Consider the following 17284-nt stretch of genomic DNA (forward strand, 5'->3'; position numbering starts at 1 on the left):
TATTACTGTTTATTCTTTTTTAAACAGATGATCTAGTTTTTGCTCGTAATCGTGATATCCCAAATAATGGTATAACTGCTCACGCGTTTGCATTTGATCAACCACATTACGCTGATGACCATCTGACTTAAGGTGCTGATAAACATTCAGAGCCGCTTGGTTCATGGCGCGAAAAGCAGACAGTGGATAAAGCACCATATCGACACCGCATTCCGCTAACTCTTCGCCTGAAAATAAGGGCGTTTGTCCGAACTCTGTAATGTTGGCTAAAATTGGGACATTCACAGCATCTGAAAATTGCTGGTATTGCTCGAGGGAATTAATCGCTTCAGGGAAAATCATATCAGCTCCAGCTTCAACACAGGCAATTGCGCGTTCAATGGCTGAATCCATCCCTTCAACGGCTAATGCGTCTGTTCTCGCCATGATAACGAAATCACTGTCTACCCGCGCATCGGCAGCGGCTTTAATCCGATCAGCCATTTCACTTTGGCTAACAATGGCTTTATTGGGACGATGCCCACAGCGCTTTTGTGCCACTTGATCTTCCATGTGAATGGCTGCAGCACCTGCGCGCTCCATCTCTTTCACTGTGCGCGCAATATTAAACGCGCCCCCAAAACCGGTATCAATATCAACCAATAGTGGTAATTGAGTGGCGGCAGTTATACGACGAACATCTTCCAGTACATCATTTAACGTTGTGATCCCTAAATCAGGTAAGCCGTACGATGCATTGGCAATCCCTCCACCCGATAAATAAATGGCTTGATGACCAACTTGTTCAGCCATCATTGCGCAATAAGGGTTAACGGTGCCAACAATTTGCAATGGGTTATTTTGGACAACCGCTTGGCGGAAGCGTTTTCCTGGGCTCATGGTGCTATCTCCTTATGATTTTATTCCTATTCGATATATCTTCTTCCGGAATTCGTTTCTTCATACGTTATATTGTGTTTCATCCCACACTAAAAAATCACTTCTTTATATCTTCTGTAAGCTGATTTTCAATCAGTTGGCGGCTGCGCATAATATGGCGGCGCATTAATAGTTCTGCGAGCTCACCATCTCGCTCTCTAATAGCAGCCAGAATGTGAATATGTTCACTCAATGCAGTAGTAGGCCTCGAATGCTTGCGTGGTGATTGAAAGCGGTACATGCGTAACAAATGGTAAAGCTCGTCACACAATAAACTGATTAACTTGGTGTTTCGGCTGGCTTTTATAATTCGGTAATGAAAGTCAAAGTCCCCTTGCTGGTGAAAATAAGAGGCACCGTCGACTTGTTCAATATGGCGTTGATGTTGTTCTAATAGATCTTGTAGGGCATCAATTTCTTTATCGGTAATATTAATACAGGCAAGCCTTGCTGCCATGCCTTCTAGTGCTTCACGTACCGCATAAATTTCGATGAGCTTTGCTTGGCTTAATTCAACAACCCGTGCGCCGACATGTGGCACTCGCTCTACCAAACCCAAGGCTTCTACCCGCATAATTGCTTCACGTAGTGGTCCGCGGCTAACACCAAAACTACGAGCTAATTCAGGTTCGGAAATTTTACTGCCAGCTTGGTATTCACCGCTAACAATAAGCTCAATCAGTTGCTCGGTCAGGTTTTCAGATTTGGTCAGCTCTTTTACACCTGATTCACACTCTGTCGTGATAGGCGTTAGCTGTATATCTTTCGAAGGCACCGAGGTAGTGTCGACAGCTTGTAGTGCTGCATCGTTCTTTTTCATTTACATTGTCAACAATTGGTCAGTTAATAATCAAAATTTAGCGTTAAAATCGCACAATTACAAGCCAATTGTTAACAATATGTATTAGACTTTGGTCTGAACTGTCGACAGATTGGTGTTTTAATGGCTTGAAAAGCATTATGCTATTCTCTCATTACGACAATACGATAAGTTCGATATTCACCATTTTTTGGCCTACCTACACCGTGTGTGTATGGTCTATTCACTCTAGACTGATTTGGTCATTAGGAATGAATTGAGAGAGCATTTATGTATACCTTCAGAAAGCAAGTTGTCGCGGTTATTGGTGCAACAGGTCAGGTGGGAACACCACTCACCAATAATTTATTGGCACTAGGTCACGAGGTTCGTGTCTTCACGCGAGATTCAAAGAACGAAAAAGTTGCTACTTTTGAAAAACAAGGTGCCAGCGTGGTTGAGGTCAAAAACATGACGAATGTTGATCTGATGGCCCAAAAACTTGAAGGCGTTGATGTACTACTTTGTGCTGTTCCTGGCTCAAAACAAATTGTCACTGAAGTTGAACCGATATGGCTAGATGCCGCGGTTAAAGCCGGAGTTAAACGGTTTATTCCCACTGAGTTTGGCTCACATACTCGTGCAATTAATTGGGGGGATGGTGTTGTTTTTGACCATAAAAAAGAACTTCATCAAAAAATCTTCGATTCAGGTATTGGGTGGACACTGATTTATACTGGTGGAATTTTTGATTACTTCTTGCCTAACTTACGCTTTTTCAGAAGTATCGTAACCTTTGGTGATTGTGAGCTACCGATCCATACCCATCATATTAATGACATTGGGGCGTTAGCTGCCTTCGCTATAACAGACGATCGGACTTTAAACCACTGTGTACAACTTGATTTCAATGTACTAACACAAAATGAAATGGTTGCCCAAATAAAAACCAACTTCCCTGATCATAAATTCGAGTATGAGCATTATTCTTCTGAGTTTATTACTGATGCCCGCAATACTGCCGGCGATGAGGTCAACGCGAAAAAAGGGGCAGAAACCGATCGTGAACGCTGGGGTATTAATTATGTTAACTATGTTGTCGGTAAATTGGCCGCATTTACGGATGAAACCCTGCGAGCCACCAAACTATATCCCGATTACCAAGTCACAATGACACCACAGCAAGCTTTGGCTGATGCTGATTTTATCTTTGATAAATAGCCTTAACGGTGTATGCGTTCACTTTTGACCTGTTCATATATGAACAGGTCATTTTTACGCTAACATAAATTCCATTAGGTTCGATATCTACCATTATTCGACCCATCCTAACCATGCTCAATAGCAACATATCATTAAAATAGCCTCATTAGATTATTGAGGTATTTACCATGAATTCTTGGGTTTCTTTATTACCCCCGATCATCGCCATTATTCTGGCAATAACAACTCGACAAGCCTATTTATCGATATTTTCAGGAATAGTCATGGGCGCGGTTTTATTAGAAGGTGAAGTGTTTGCTGGTATCACCATGAGTTTTGATGCGGTGGCTGTTACCTTTACGTCAATCAGTATGGTTAAAAGCCTTATTTTTATTTTGATGATTGGTGCAATCATCAATATCCTCCAACAATCTGGTGCAATTAACGAGGCAATTATATTGCTTACCGAGCAGAAAAAGTGGATTAAATCACCACGAGGAGCGCAACTATTAACATTTATAATGGGGACTCTAATGTGTCTAGAAGGTGTCGGCTCAATGATGATGGTTGGTTTAGTTGGACAACCGTTATTTGCCAAGCACCAACTATCAAAAGAAAAGTTAGCCTATATAGCAAACAGCACCGGATCACCTTTAGCTTGGTTATTACCAATTAGTGGAGCAGGGGTATTTCTTACAAGCTTACTGAATGCACAAATTGATCAAGGCGTGTTGCCTGGTCAGCCTATGTCCTATGTGTTTAACGCGATTCATTATCAATTTTATACCATCTTGGTTTTACTCTCAGTACCTGTTTTAGCTTTGATGAAACATGATTTTCCTTCAAAATCGCCCATGACGATGACCAAGGATAGCGTTCAAACGAAGGACTTATCGAACTCAAAAGCGATCACTGTTTTTATTCTAATGCTACCGATTGTGATACTGCTTATCTCCATCTTTTTCATTATCGTTATTACTGGCGATGGTAACCCACTTAAAGGCAATATCAGTGATGCTATTTACTGGGGGGGCTTTATTGCATTGATAGGGTCAGGTCTAGTTTACCGTCTAGTCGGCATTGCTTTTAGCCATTACATGAATTGGGTTATTGCTGGTTTTAAACAAATCTTACCTGCTGTCATTATCTTAGTTCTGGCTTTTACGCTGAGTAATATTATCGGCCAATTAGGTACGGGGACGTATTTGGCTAGCTTACTCGCAGCCAATCTACCTAGTGAGTTTGTACCTGCTATTATCTTCGTTCTGGGGATGACGATTTCTTTTTCTACTGGGAGTTCTGGTGCAACAGTGAGTATTCTTACGCCAATTGCTATTCCAATGGCGATCAGTCTGGGGTTAGATGTCGCGTTAGTTATTGGCGCTGTGATTTCTGGTGCTGTTTTTGGTGATCAAAGCTCACCAATTTCCGACTCGGTGATCGTGGCATCATCAGCGGCTAATTGTCAGCCAGAGCAACATTTTCGCACTCAGCTTCCTTTTACTTTAGGTTTCGCTGCACTCTCATTCATTGGATATATCATTGTGGGCTCAATGAGTTAATAACTTGATAGTCATGACCATGATCCACAGTCGCCTCACCTTAATCAACAGCATAGCCATTTTTACTGTTGGATACCCAGAACCAACAACGCGCTCATACGCTCATTGAAGAAATGATAATTCTAGCTCAGCAATTTTGCTACAGCTTGCTATTCAGCACTAACGATAAGCTCAATCATGATAGACGTTACTTTTGTTTCTGTTGAAAGCACTTAATATAGATAATGATAAAGCCGACCCTTGTGGAATAAATTCAAGGGTCGGCTTAGGTAATCACTACACTTATCGGTATGTACTCATAACAACAACAGCGTAATGAAGGGGGATGTTACCTCATGCTTACTTAAAGAAACCACGATAAAGCATGTATGTGTGTGCCGAGCTCCACGAGAAGTTACTTGCACCCTGTACCGCACCTGTTTCTGGGTTGTAATTCTCACGAATCGCCCCATCGCCGGTCATGCCTTCCGCGTTATTGAACAAGTCATTGGCAATACGAACCGCATCATCTGCGCGGCCATATTTATCTAGCGACGATACGCCAAAATAGAATTGGTCTAGCCATACACGACCACGCCAGTAAATATTGGCTTCATAGGCAGGGTTATCCATTGATGCCGTTGGGAAGCTAATTCCTTTGGCTTGGTATTTGGTAGAAGCATCAAACTTATCAGCATCTAGCATCACATCCATAACACGATCGGCGTACTCTTGCGTTGCAGCACCGTTGAACAATGGGCTCCAACCGTCTGGTGCTTGACCGCGCTCAACCAATGGTTTACCCGCACACATAATGCCATTCTTTTCGTAAGCAGAATCTTGACCGTGTTTGTCCACCATACGGATGTCGTAGTAGAAGTTCGTACCTTCGTCGAACATACAGGTATTGATGTAGTCCTTAATGAATGTAGCATGTTCCGTGAAACGTTTTACATCACCTTCAGCTGAAACACCCGGCGATACCAACTTAGCCATCTGCGCAAGATAGGTATTATCGGAATACATGTACGATGCCTGATCGACCGATTCTTGCAGCATCGAGAAACCTAACAAAGTACCTGACGGTGCATTATCGTTTGTACGGTTTTCAGCAAAACGGACTTCCCAGTCCAAACGTGCATCAAGCAGTTTCGCTAAGTTAACGGCACTACTATCAGTATAAGCGTATACCTCGCCATTTTGAGTCAAGGTGTTATCAAAACCATAATGCTCATTGGCGTAGCGACCCAGCTGATCCATTTCGGGATCACCCGAGCTATTAACACGAGAAAGATCGTAAATTTCACCAAAGCGAGCGGCATGATCCATACCAGATTCCCACGATGTCGCAGTCTTCGCTCCGTTGCTCACAGCCCCAACATCAAAGCCTTCTTTGTTGTCTAACAGCGTGTTGTAGTTAGCCATCGAGATAATCTTGTAGCGAGACTGACCAGCAGCATTAGGGGCATCGGGTAAAAGCTCAACTTTAGACACATCAAAGCCGAAACTCGGATCTGTTAAATTACTCGCAGACCAAACACGGACATAAATTTCATTACCTTCAGCTTTGCTGGTGTTGTGGGCAGGATCAACGGCAGCACCGTACTCTGGAATAGAGTTACCATTATGGTCACGGTTGTTTAACCACCAATTATGGTAAGCCACCAGCTGAGGGTACATTTCGTCGATAAATGCTTGTGCATCATCTTTGCGATCGAATTCACTGATGAGGGCGTTATACACTTCCATCACCGCCCAAGATGCGAGTGATGGTTTTGTATTGCGTTCATTCCAGTTCTCTGATCCTGCACCACCACGACTTTCCGGCTTGGTGTAAGTCACGACATCAAGCAAGTAGCCTTCATCTTGCGGGCGAATTTCATCATCTGCTTGCACTTGGAATTGGAACACAGTACGAATATTATCCATCGCCACATCTGGATTAAAGTGTGCCATTGCATACGCTTGCTTCCATGTATCCCACGGCCAAGTCAAGTTGCCCGAGAACCAGCGTGCTGTAACAGAAGGGGTCACTGTTGATTGCGTAATATCACCCGCAGCTGAACGCCAGTTACCATTCAAAGTCATCATGGCTTTTACACCGACACGTGCTTGCTCTGGTGTGGCTTCTGCATTCGTTAGACCTTTGGCTAAATACTCATCCCATCGAGCTTGAGATTTATTCATATAGCTTGAAGGGTTAGCTAAAATCGCTTGGACTTTTTGAGTTTCAGATTGTACTTCTTTTGCATTATGCAGGTTGGAATACGCGGTATAGAAAGTCATGCTTTCATGTTCGTCAATTTCAGCAGCAGTTACCGATTTAAATGTTAAACCGCTTGCTGCTGTTATTGTCGGTATAGAACGAGTAACACGGAATTCAGCGTCGCTATCATTTCGAATAGCCCAGTTGTCTTTCATGTCACTGAAGTTAATTTTAATTCCATTATCTGTCGCACTGATCGTGCGCTTATACTCTGGGTACATTTCAGCAATAGTTTGCGTCGTTACTCCACCACTATCATTAGGCTTTTCGTAAGCATTTTGCAGTAATTCACCATCCCAACTTAGTTCCAAATCTAAATCATTCGAAGTCAGGTTAGTGATTTTAGTTTCAACCAAAGATGTACGGTCAGTCACAAAGCGCAAGAACATCTGCACTTCAACTTGATCTGTTTTTAGAATTTGAACCAACGCGCCAGGGGTGCTGTAAATATTGGCTGTAGCATTGGCAAGATCAATCACATTACCCGATGTTTTATCAAGCAGATGCAATTTATCGAATGTTTGCCCAGACATGAAGTTCGCATATTCTTGGGTAACTTGCATGATGCCACCAAAAGCACCATAACCATTAGTATCAGCAGGTAAAAGATGGCCATGCCACGCGCCATTATCGACAAAAGCATTGTATTTTAAATTGTCGTATTCGTCATAATCACGCAGTGCATCGGGGTTACCTGCCCGATCAATAATATTGGTGTAATCGCTCGTAGGTAGTGTTGTTGTTTTATCATCCACATCGTTACTGCTGCTATTACAACCCGCCAGTGCAGCCACCGAACCAATAAGAACTGCTAAAAGTGTCTTACGAAAAACCATCATTATTCCCCCGATTATTTATCTATACCTACATGCTGTCTTTGTTATAGCTCTGTAAGTTCTTGGTACTAAAAGTAAAAATCGGGAGTATGATAATTAGTAAATATTTAAGTAAAATAGATCGAGATCACAGTTCATTTTTTACTTAAATAAGCATCTATTTTCCTATGTAACAAAAATATACTCAAAAAGCATAGTGGCATTTTCATACTTATAATAAATGACGAAAACTTACAGCCAAGCAATACAAACAGCACAGAATGATCAGTTAAGTTGGAGAGAATCACTAATGAAATGTCTTTATTCGTTACTAATAAGAATAAAAAATGGCAGTAAGGTCTCTATAGATTTTCTACTCTTTGCATAGAGGTCTAAATTACTAGCAAAAAAAGACGTCTGTATTAACGATTAAAATTTTAACTAAAACATAATTAACCGTAGTGTAAGTTATGTAACAGAGGGGTAAGGATAACTAGATATTAAAAACCAAATAAAAAGACATTTATTTTTCACCAACGTTATTGACTGCTCAAAAAACACTCAGACATTCAATTGCTCGCACAACACCGGGTTCAACTTATGCGACAACAAATGTTCAAACTCTTTCGCGGGTACAGGTTTGCTGTATAGATAACCTTGCCCATATTCACAGTTAATGAATCTCAGATAATCCGCATTCCATTGCTCTTCAATTCCTTCTGCCACCACTTTTAAATTGAGTGCTTTCGCCATCGCAATAATTGCATTTACAAGTTCACGGTCAGCATCATTAGCATGCATGTTTAGCAAAAATGTTCGATCTATTTTCAGCCTATTGAACGGGAATTTCTGTAAGTAGCTCAGCGATGAATAGCCAGTACCAAAATCGTCAATGGTAAGTTGTGCCCCCATGGATTGCAGTTTATGAAGTAATGTAACAACCTCTTCACTGTGATCAATCAATAAACTTTCTGTTACTTCAATATCTAATTTATCAACAGGTAAACCTGATCTGGCTAACCCATTACATATTTGCTTAAAGAGTTTATCGCAGTACCTAAACTGAACGCTCGAAAAGTTAATTGATATTTGTAGTGGTGATATTTTTTGCCACTCTGCGGCTTGCATACAGGCTTTATTAATGGCTAACTCACCAAGCTGGTGTATTAGTCCATTTTTCTCGGCAAGAGGAATAAACTCTTCAGGCGAAACAAAGCCAAACTTTGCATCATTCCAACGCATAAGTGCTTCAGCCCCAACAATCTGGTTGGATTCTAATTCAATAATAGGCTGATAGTAGAGTTCCAAGCTATCATTCGCAATCGCCTGCCGTAACCGTCCATCTAATTCTAATGTACGTTGCACATCCTTATTCATGTCTGTGCTATAGAAGCTAAATGCATTGCGGCCATCTTGCTTTACTCGATACATAGCAGTATCGGCACTCGCGAGCAACTGTGGAGCATTATCGCCATCTTGAGGAAATACCGATAAGCCAATACTGGTAGATACGAAAAACTCCTGTTTTTGCCAAAAAAACGGTTTATTAAATAACGAGACAATCGTTGTCGCTAATAGTTTGGCTGAGTTCAAATCTTTCAGATCAGGAATAACTAATAAGAATTCATCACCACCTAATCGCGCCAGAATATCAGAGTGACGCACAGATCCTAGCAACCTTGAAGTGCTTAATTTCAAGATTTGATCACCTGCTAAGTGTCCTAAGGTGTCATTAATTTGTTTGAAATTATCAAGGTCAATATACATGACTAATACGTTCGTCTTATTTCTTTTCGCTCTGAATAACTCTTGTTCTAATCGTTCATTACCATACTTTCGATTAGGTAAACCTGTTAATGCATCATGCGATGCTTGGTAAGCCAATTTTTCTTCAGATATTTTTCTTTTATCAATCTCTTCCGTTAAACGTACATTTTTATCTGATAGAGCCCTATGTTGTTTATTACTTTCTTCAAATTTAGTCCTCAAAATAATATTAGCGCTATTAATTTTAAAGATATATAACAGTCCAAAAATAACTGGAAAGGAAAGAAATGAAAGACCTGCGATAAACCACCCTGAAGTAAAAATATCTTTTTCATTTACCGGCTCAAACCAACTCCTTAACTTAAACGGTGTATTTCTAATCTGCATTTCAAAATAAAGGTTATTGACTAACGTACTTGTACCTTCAGCTTCTTGGCTCGCTGTTAACGAATCCCAAATAAAAATATTTCCACTATCCGCGACTAAATCCACCCGGCTTCGACTTTCAGCATATTCCTGCACGGTAAGCTGGTCGATGATAACTTGCTTATTAATATCAGCAACCAATAAAGCAACCGCCTTCCCCCCATATTTAACAGGTTTGATCAATTGAATACTGATATCACCAGACTTTTTAACCGTACGGATCATCATGTCTGGGCTTTTCATATTTTTGTATTGAGTTATATCAAAAGAAATATCTTGATGTGGCGTGCTGTTTGAAATGATTGTTTCATCATAACCTACAAGCATCAAGCGTCGATAAACTGGTTTTTGATTTATTGTAGCCGACTGTTTTAGTGCTATCAGATCTCTATCAAGATTGATCAAGCTCGCACCGAGACCGTATTTCATTGACATACCTGATGCTAAATTAGCGAAAAATGTCTGCATTTCTTTATCACTGGCGAGGTTTGTTATCTCATCATTCGTGACATAAAAGAAATACTCCAGCATGCTGGTATAGCTTTGTACCTTGAGATTAAGCTCTCGGTGCTGAGACTCTTTTAGCCGTGTCTGACCAAGATTAGTGACAGCCAAAATCAACACCAAGTATGCTGCAAGCAATACCGCAGCAATAATGATTAAACGACTACTTGATAGTTTCTGCTTCCGTTTTTTCATAAATCCTTTTATTACTATCTTTATCAATTCTACTGATTACTTTTCTTAAAGTAATCACCATAGAAATAAAATACCGACGGATAATATTTTTCAACCAACTTTTGGTAAGTCCCATCTTCTTTAATCGTAGCCAAATATTGATTAAATGCCTTACGAAGTTCTGGAGAACTCTTTCTAAATGCCACTGCCATTCTTTGATCTTGTGAAATAGGGCCTATCACCTTTATTTCTCCAGGCCATTTTTCAAGTGCAATTAAGGTGTCAGCAACATCAAGCAACGTACTTTCAGCATCCTTGTTGAGGATTGCAGGTACCATCTCATTTAATTTTCGGCTACGCTCTGGCTCTATGATATTTGCCCCTGTTTCATAGAGGTTGTATAAGTTAGGGTCTAAACAAGATTGCTCCATCGTCAGTACATCTCTTCCCTTAATAAGTTTTTTTACTTTTTCTATATCTTTGTCAATCGAGCCAGTTGGTTGAATAGGTTCCAAATCAGAGTCGGCACGCGCGACCAGCCAAACAGCAGAAGGAAAATAATCGTCAGAAAAATCAGCAAGTTCAGCTCGCCAATCCAAAATTGTCACACCATTGGCGATAATATCGCCTTCAATTAGGCTTTTTTTGCCTAATACAATTTGGTCATTTTTAAATTGAGCATTTTGACCGATTAATTTACCTATAACGTTATTCCACTCTGCCGGAACATATTGATACTCAACCCCTATAGACTCAGAAAAACCTTTTACAATATCGACATCCAAGCCGCTTAGTAATTGAAAATCATCTCTATTAATATAAGAGATAAAGTTTGCGTAAGGTACACCAATATGGCGTAAGACACCTTTCTCTTTAATTTCGTTTAGATCAGTTGCCAAGGCATTTTGGCTGAAAATGATCGCAACAAACACAATATGGCTTATCGTTTTTCTTAGTTTATTTACAGTCATCAACACACTCGATACATATTCTCTGTCATCAAGAAAACGCTGTTATAGAGCGCTCAAACATCAACTCATATATTCATACAATTCCTGGATTGCATTGACTAACCCTTTCACATCCTCTTCATCATGAAAAAGGTGTGTAGAAATTCTTAGTGCATGTGTTTCAACGGTATCATCTTTATATAATCTAAAATCAGTCGTACGAATAATATAACCGTAGTCATTACGTAACCGATCCCTAAATTCTGTAAGCAACTCACTGCTTTCAAATCCAAAAGGATTAAATGTAGTAAGACCACTCATTAACCCTTTCACGTTCGGTGAGAAGAATTTCGCGTTTGGTAAAGCTTCGGCTAATAACGATTTACACAACGCGCCTAAATGTAATACGCGATCTTCAATTCGATGCCTACCTATCTCATCCCACATTTTGCAGCTATCTGCCAGTGCTTGTTTAGCAGGGTAATTATCATTACCGATATACTGCATTTGCAATTGAGTACCAAGATACCCTGCATGAGACAACGAAGAGTTAATAAGCCAAAGTGGGTTAACACGATCATTCCAATATTCATCTAAGCGTGTTGCATTATCACGAACATATAAAATACCAGTAGCACCAGGTCCACATTGCCATTTATGACCTGAACCAGCATAGAAATCACAATCAATATCATGGAAATCTAAATCAAACATACCCACAGTATGCGCACCATCAACAAGAGTGGGCACTGCATATTGATTTGCCAATGCACAAATACGCTTTGCAGGTAATGTTGTACCGGTTTTGTATGTGATATGAGAAAATACGATCAGGCGAACATTATCATTATCATTAAGAGCATCAGCAAATGCCTTAACATAATGATCTTCAGACACGGGTTCTGAGCCGGTATAGACAGGAAGTTGTACTTCAACAATATTGACGCCAAAACGTTGTTTAATAATATTCATTGGAGATGTAGCAGCAACATGCTCATGATGAGTAGTAAGAATAACGTCGCCTTCTTCAAAATGAAGACCGTTAATTATAGAGCACATACCGTCAGTAGTATTACGGCTCAGTATTATCTCATGAGGATCTGCCCCAAAACCCGATGCAATATCACTCACCATATCTGAAACATATGGCCAAGAACCAAATTTTCCGTCCATGTCCCATGGATATTTCGCAACCGTTTTATTATTATCATTAAATTCAGCAAGTACATGCTTTGGCATAGAACCTGTCGTACCAACGTTCATGTATGTTGTTCTTTTATCAAGAACAAATTGTTTTTGTACTTTCTGCCAAAACTTCTTGTCGTTTTTACTCTGACTAACCGCCTGCCAATCGGTCTGTAAAGTGGATGCATTAACCGTATTTGCAAACATTGAAGTACTGAGCCCTGCGACAGCAACACTTGCCGTTCCTTTAATAAACTGACGGCGGTTTACGTTTTTGAGTTCTTTGTCCGTGTTACTCATTTACTTTCATCCCTGTAAATAACGTTATTATAAAAGTCATTAATAACGATACTAGTAAACGAAATCCATCGTTACAACTGGAAGCATTCGCTTTTAAATGAATTTTTTTTGCTTATTTATGAAGGAATGATCTTCATCTCAACTATTGTTTAATAAACCTATTAATTAATTCAGAATCATTAATCAGAGAGATGTGCCAAATATTGTGATGTTAGTTCAGGGATTGTGCGAAAATTGAATTAATAAACAATTAAACATTAACTATCGTGTTTGGATTTATTACAACTATCCAATAAAAAAGAAATGAATATCATGTATATTCCCGCTAAAAATATCTGAGTAATTCGAGTATAAAAACCAACATCAATTTCTTTGGATTCACTCGACAGTGCCGTTCCCAACACCACTAACAATGCTGTTAAAGCACCACTCCAGATAGGCGATTTAAATGGGTTACTGTAGATTTTATTCGCAAATATACACGTAAATAACGCAATTAGTGCCACCAAAAATGGAAACCAAGGTACTGTTACTAAAAGCTCATAGGCAATAACCGCTAATATGCCACCAATACTGTTAGTCAGTAACAAGAAAGCACTGAGTTTCACACTTTTTTGTCCTGTTATTTGCAGCGACAATATACCAATAAAGGCGAGTGTGAGCAGTGCACCGTTTATCTGAAAATAATAAAAGAAAGCAATAACGGGAAAACTGATCATCAACGCACGTAATGCCTCTTTCGTGCGTTGGGAAGATGAGGGTAATACGGGCTTAAGTTTAGCTTTTACTGATTGTGGCGCTTTATCGGGAAATAAACAGTGCATCAAAACAAACATGACGACGGCCCCAACCCCCGAAATCATCAACGCTTTCCCTAGAAATAAAGACGCAGCAGGGTTAATAATGCCCATATAAGGAATGAGTAAGGCTGAAATAATAAGAATAGTGGCAAATAAATTCCATTCAGGATCCATGAATAAATAATATGCCCCAAACATTAATAGCCCAACGAGTAACAACAGCACTAATGGGTAATGGGTCACGCCATTACTAATGCTTAAACCAATTAATACTGTTACGACCATGGCCAAAAACAATTCATCAAAGATCTGGCGAGTTAATACAGGCTTATCAACTAAAAATTTTGCCAAGAAAACGGGCATGACAAAAGACAATCCCCAATTTATGCCATAAGCAAGTGCTGCGGCAACGGTGACTCCCAACACAAAACGGGTAATACGGCGATCAACCGAAGGTTGTATTGCATTAACACTCACTAAAGACATCGAATTATCGGACATACGACATCCAACTTAATAGTCGAATCCACACACGGCCAAATATGTTCATAGTGGATTGTTCTTTGGTATACACCATCACATCAGCTTGTCCGCCTACACGTAATAGCCCCTTAGCAGACTCATTATCAAAACGGATCATCACTGGAAAACGCTGAGTTTGACGCAACCAACCCGTTTGAGCCCCAACAGAGGCAAGCTGACCGGCCTGACTGCTTTCTCCCCAATTAACTCCATAATCGATGCTAATAACTTGTCCTTTAAACACATCACCAGGTGCATAGTCTAAGGCAACCTCAACGTTATTACCGGCTTGCACATTACCTAAACTGTTTTCACGAAAATACGCTTCTAACCAAATATCTTCACCAGACACAAATGTTAATAATGGTTGCCCTTCTCGCGCATAATACCCTTCATCTAAGCGAAAATTAGACACACCACCAAATGCAGGTGCACGAACGACTGTACGCTCTACATTTAACTGCGCTTTTTGTAATGCTAATAATGCCGACTGTATATCGATATTATCGCTACCAGTTTGTCCTAACTGCTCTTTGGCTTGCTCTAAATTCGCTGAAGCCGATGCAACTTGCGCTTTAGCACTCGCCAGACTAGCTCGGGTTTTATCCGCATCCGCTTTAGTAACAATGCCTTTATCAACCATAGCCAAAACCCGCGATGCTTGGCTTCTCACATTTTCTTGATGGGCAAGTGCATCTGATAATTTAGCTTGAGCAACCGCAACTGAAGCCGTTTGCACACCAATCTGTTTTCCAGCTCGCTTTAAGCCTTGTTCTGCTTCTTTTAGCGCAATTTCATAATTACTCGGATCAATACGAATAAGTGCATCGCCAGCTTCTACAACATCATTGGGCTTAACTAATACATCAATAATTGAACCAGAGACTAATGGCGTAACAGGAATCACATGGCTGCGTACTCGCGCCATATCAGTATTAGGAATAAAGCGATCGGCGACTAAATAGAAAACAAATAGCCCAATACACAGGCATAAAACACTCTGCGTAATAGCTTGAATACTGACTTGTTTTTTAGAGGGCAGAGAACTAGATGCTAAAGGCTGCTCAGTTAACTGTGGGGCTTGTGGCTTTTCAGAATGAGACGATTGTTTATTTTGGTTCATGTCTATCCTCTTCGATTATTCTCGTAGTAAACAAAACAGAATTTTGATCTACGTATGCAACGTAATAAATCGAACTAATGATTGAAATCATTCTAATACTAATCGTCTTCTCTCTTCATTTGTTACCATTTAACGCCACCAAAGACATTTAGGAACAACAGCAAGTCTTGGCGCTAAATGATCAAAAATACCCCCCTCAATTCGTAAACTTAATCTCGTTCAACAAGCACAAACCATAATAGTCAGAGCGAGGAGATATTAATGAAAAGTATGTGGAATAAAGTAAAGCAGTTTCTTCTAACACCTTACGGTAAGGCATATCTCGTGCTAATTACGCTCACCAAGCTCTACCTTGTCTATAAATGGGCGCTAACCTATGTGAAAGAATTTGGTGGAGAAGCATTCAACATCGTAGGGGCATCGATTCAATCTGGTGAATATTTTAGTGCTACAATATTTACAGTGATATGCGCTTACTTCACCATAAAAGCGATTATTAATATTTTTAAACCATCCCAAAAATCAGAGGCAACACCTCTTATAAAGAAAGCTGACATAGAGCATGTACAATCATAACCAAGCAACATTATTCCTGCTGCATGGAAGCAGCCGTTACCTTTTCCTTTTTTCTGAAGATAATCCCATCATTTTATTATTAACAAAACCTGTATAATAGAACTCATACCAATGACGGTGATAAGGATATTTCTCTATTATGGCAGCCAACCAACTCACACCTCTAATCAAAACCGTGCATGCCGCCACATTGGTTGAATTGCTGACGCATTTTGAAAAAGATATTTACCCATTGCTCAAGACTGCGGGATTACCTGAGGATATATTGCGTTCGAAAAGTGAATTTATGCCAGAAGAGCCCATTAAACACTTACTGGCGCTAATGGCAGAAAAAGCGGATCCAGAACATTATGGTAATTTATTACGCATAGTCATTCGGGAGTATTTCATCCCAAAATTATTGCACCATATCCATGCTCCAAAAAATCTTGAAGAGGCTTTTAATTCTCTTGCAACGGCCATTATTCACGATTCACCGTCAGCAAAAATCTCTATCGAGCATTTTAAAGGAACACCTTGGTTTTGCCGCTATAAAACGAAAGAAGATACCAAGGGATTTTTTTGGGCTGAAGTATTTGCGATATTATTTACCATCGAATTTATCAACGTTATGGCAAAGACTCACTGGTTACCCACCTCGGTTGCCGTTCAGTCTTCAAACATCGAACCTATGCTTGAGATATTTAAAGGGCAATCTATTCAGTTTGTTTCAGATCGCAATGTAACTGCCATTGAGCTATCAGATTCTATTCTTAATACTCCCGTTATACTGCCTGCAAGCTTTAAAGAAAAAAAAGCCTCTAGCGCCCCAAAAAAACGAACATATATAGAAACCGTCTATCTTGCATTAACCCCCTATCTTGGCCAGCCATCAATGAATGTCAATGAAGCAGCTAAAGTATTGAATACCTCAGCGCGTACATTGCAACGCCGCTTGGCTAAAGAAAATACCACGTTCAAGATAATACGAGAGAACATCATGCTAGCTACATCTTGTCGACTAATGGAAGATGCTCGTTACTCCCTTACCGATATTTCAGCCAAGTTAGGTTATGCTGATATTGCTCATTTCTCGCGAGCTTTTAAAAAATTAACCGGATTCCCTCCGAAGGATTATCGAAATCGCTTTTTAGATAGATCTACATAATGAAAGCTCTCACCTTTAAATTAAGCCAGATACCTAATCTGGCCACATATTTTCTAATCTCTTAATGCCCTTACCTATTTGCTGTACCCCACCATCTACAATGACTTGTGCAATCACATAGTAAAGTAACGTGCAAATATCAAAATCAGATTGAATGACATTATATTTACTTCTCATACTACTAACTAAAAAGAAGATTTAACTAAAATATATCTTGTTCTTATTTGAAAAGAACTGATTAGATTTTTTACTTATCTCGAAGTATCTA

12 protein-coding genes are annotated in these 17284 nt (G+C 39.9%); 4 read left to right on the top strand and 8 right to left on the bottom strand.

Going from position 1 to position 17284, the window contains the following annotated elements:
- Positions 1 to 9: 9 nt before the first annotated feature.
- Both prpB and C9J48_RS07200 read right to left on the bottom strand, forming a co-directional pair.
- Complete coding sequence (prpB, locus tag C9J48_RS07195) at positions 10 to 879, bottom strand: methylisocitrate lyase (RefSeq protein WP_006228899.1); 870 nt, start codon at positions 877 to 879, stop codon at positions 10 to 12.
- 97 nt (positions 880 to 976) lie between these two features.
- Positions 977 to 1738, bottom strand: a complete 762-nt coding sequence (locus tag C9J48_RS07200; protein WP_006228898.1) for a GntR family transcriptional regulator — start codon at positions 1736 to 1738, stop codon at positions 977 to 979.
- Between the two features lie 270 nt (positions 1739 to 2008).
- Between C9J48_RS07200 and C9J48_RS07205 the strand changes: the two genes are divergently transcribed.
- Together C9J48_RS07205 and C9J48_RS07210 are read left to right on the top strand one after the other, a co-directional pair.
- Positions 2009 to 2938 (top strand): aromatic alcohol reductase, encoded by a 930-nt coding sequence (locus C9J48_RS07205; protein WP_006228897.1) that lies wholly within the window; start codon positions 2009 to 2011, stop codon positions 2936 to 2938.
- Positions 2939 to 3108: 170 nt separating this feature from the next.
- Positions 3109 to 4482: a Na+/H+ antiporter NhaC family protein gene (locus tag C9J48_RS07210; protein ID WP_036802540.1), complete on the top strand. Its 1374-nt coding sequence runs from the start codon at positions 3109 to 3111 to the stop codon at positions 4480 to 4482.
- A 339-nt stretch (positions 4483 to 4821) separates the two neighbouring features.
- Here C9J48_RS07210 and ygjK read toward each other — a convergent pair whose 3' ends face one another.
- The 6 genes from ygjK to C9J48_RS07240 all read right to left on the bottom strand — a co-directional run bounded on the left by ygjK (position 4822) and on the right by C9J48_RS07240 (position 15293).
- On the bottom strand, positions 4822 to 7563 hold the full coding sequence (gene ygjK, locus C9J48_RS07215; RefSeq protein ID WP_006228895.1) for an alpha-glucosidase: 2742 nt from the start codon (positions 7561 to 7563) through the stop codon (positions 4822 to 4824).
- Between the two features lie 540 nt (positions 7564 to 8103).
- The gene (locus tag C9J48_RS07220; protein ID WP_006228894.1) at positions 8104 to 10434 is read right to left on the bottom strand and encodes a putative bifunctional diguanylate cyclase/phosphodiesterase; all 2331 of its coding nucleotides are present in this window, start codon (positions 10432 to 10434) and stop codon (positions 8104 to 8106) included.
- A gap of 29 nt (positions 10435 to 10463) precedes the next feature.
- Entirely contained in the window at positions 10464 to 11384 is a 921-nt protein-coding gene (locus C9J48_RS07225; RefSeq protein WP_006228893.1) for a transporter substrate-binding domain-containing protein, read from the bottom strand.
- A 60-nt stretch (positions 11385 to 11444) separates the two neighbouring features.
- Positions 11445 to 12848, bottom strand: a complete 1404-nt coding sequence (locus tag C9J48_RS07230) for an aminotransferase class V-fold PLP-dependent enzyme (RefSeq protein WP_006228892.1) — start codon at positions 12846 to 12848, stop codon at positions 11445 to 11447.
- Positions 12849 to 13105: 257 nt separating this feature from the next.
- A complete protein-coding gene (locus tag C9J48_RS07235) occupies positions 13106 to 14149 on the bottom strand; it encodes a DUF2955 domain-containing protein (RefSeq protein ID WP_006228891.1) in 1044 nt (347 codons plus the stop codon).
- Positions 14139 to 15293 (bottom strand): HlyD family secretion protein, encoded by a 1155-nt coding sequence (locus C9J48_RS07240; protein ID WP_006228890.1) that lies wholly within the window; start codon positions 15291 to 15293, stop codon positions 14139 to 14141. Before C9J48_RS07240 ends, C9J48_RS07235 begins: the two co-directional genes overlap by 11 nt.
- A 261-nt stretch (positions 15294 to 15554) precedes the next feature.
- Here C9J48_RS07240 and C9J48_RS07245 point away from each other — a divergent pair, with 261 nt between their 5' ends.
- The gene (locus C9J48_RS07245) at positions 15555 to 15869 is read left to right on the top strand and encodes a hypothetical protein (RefSeq protein WP_006228889.1); all 315 of its coding nucleotides are present in this window, start codon (positions 15555 to 15557) and stop codon (positions 15867 to 15869) included.
- 139 nt (positions 15870 to 16008) lie between these two features.
- Positions 16009 to 17016 (top strand): helix-turn-helix transcriptional regulator, encoded by a 1008-nt coding sequence (locus C9J48_RS07250; RefSeq protein ID WP_006228888.1) that lies wholly within the window; start codon positions 16009 to 16011, stop codon positions 17014 to 17016.
- The last annotated feature ends 268 nt before the right edge of the window (positions 17017 to 17284 follow it).

This window comes from Photobacterium profundum (assembly GCF_003026285.1).
In the GTDB taxonomy this organism is placed as follows: Bacteria; Pseudomonadota; Gammaproteobacteria; order Enterobacterales; family Vibrionaceae; genus Photobacterium; species Photobacterium profundum.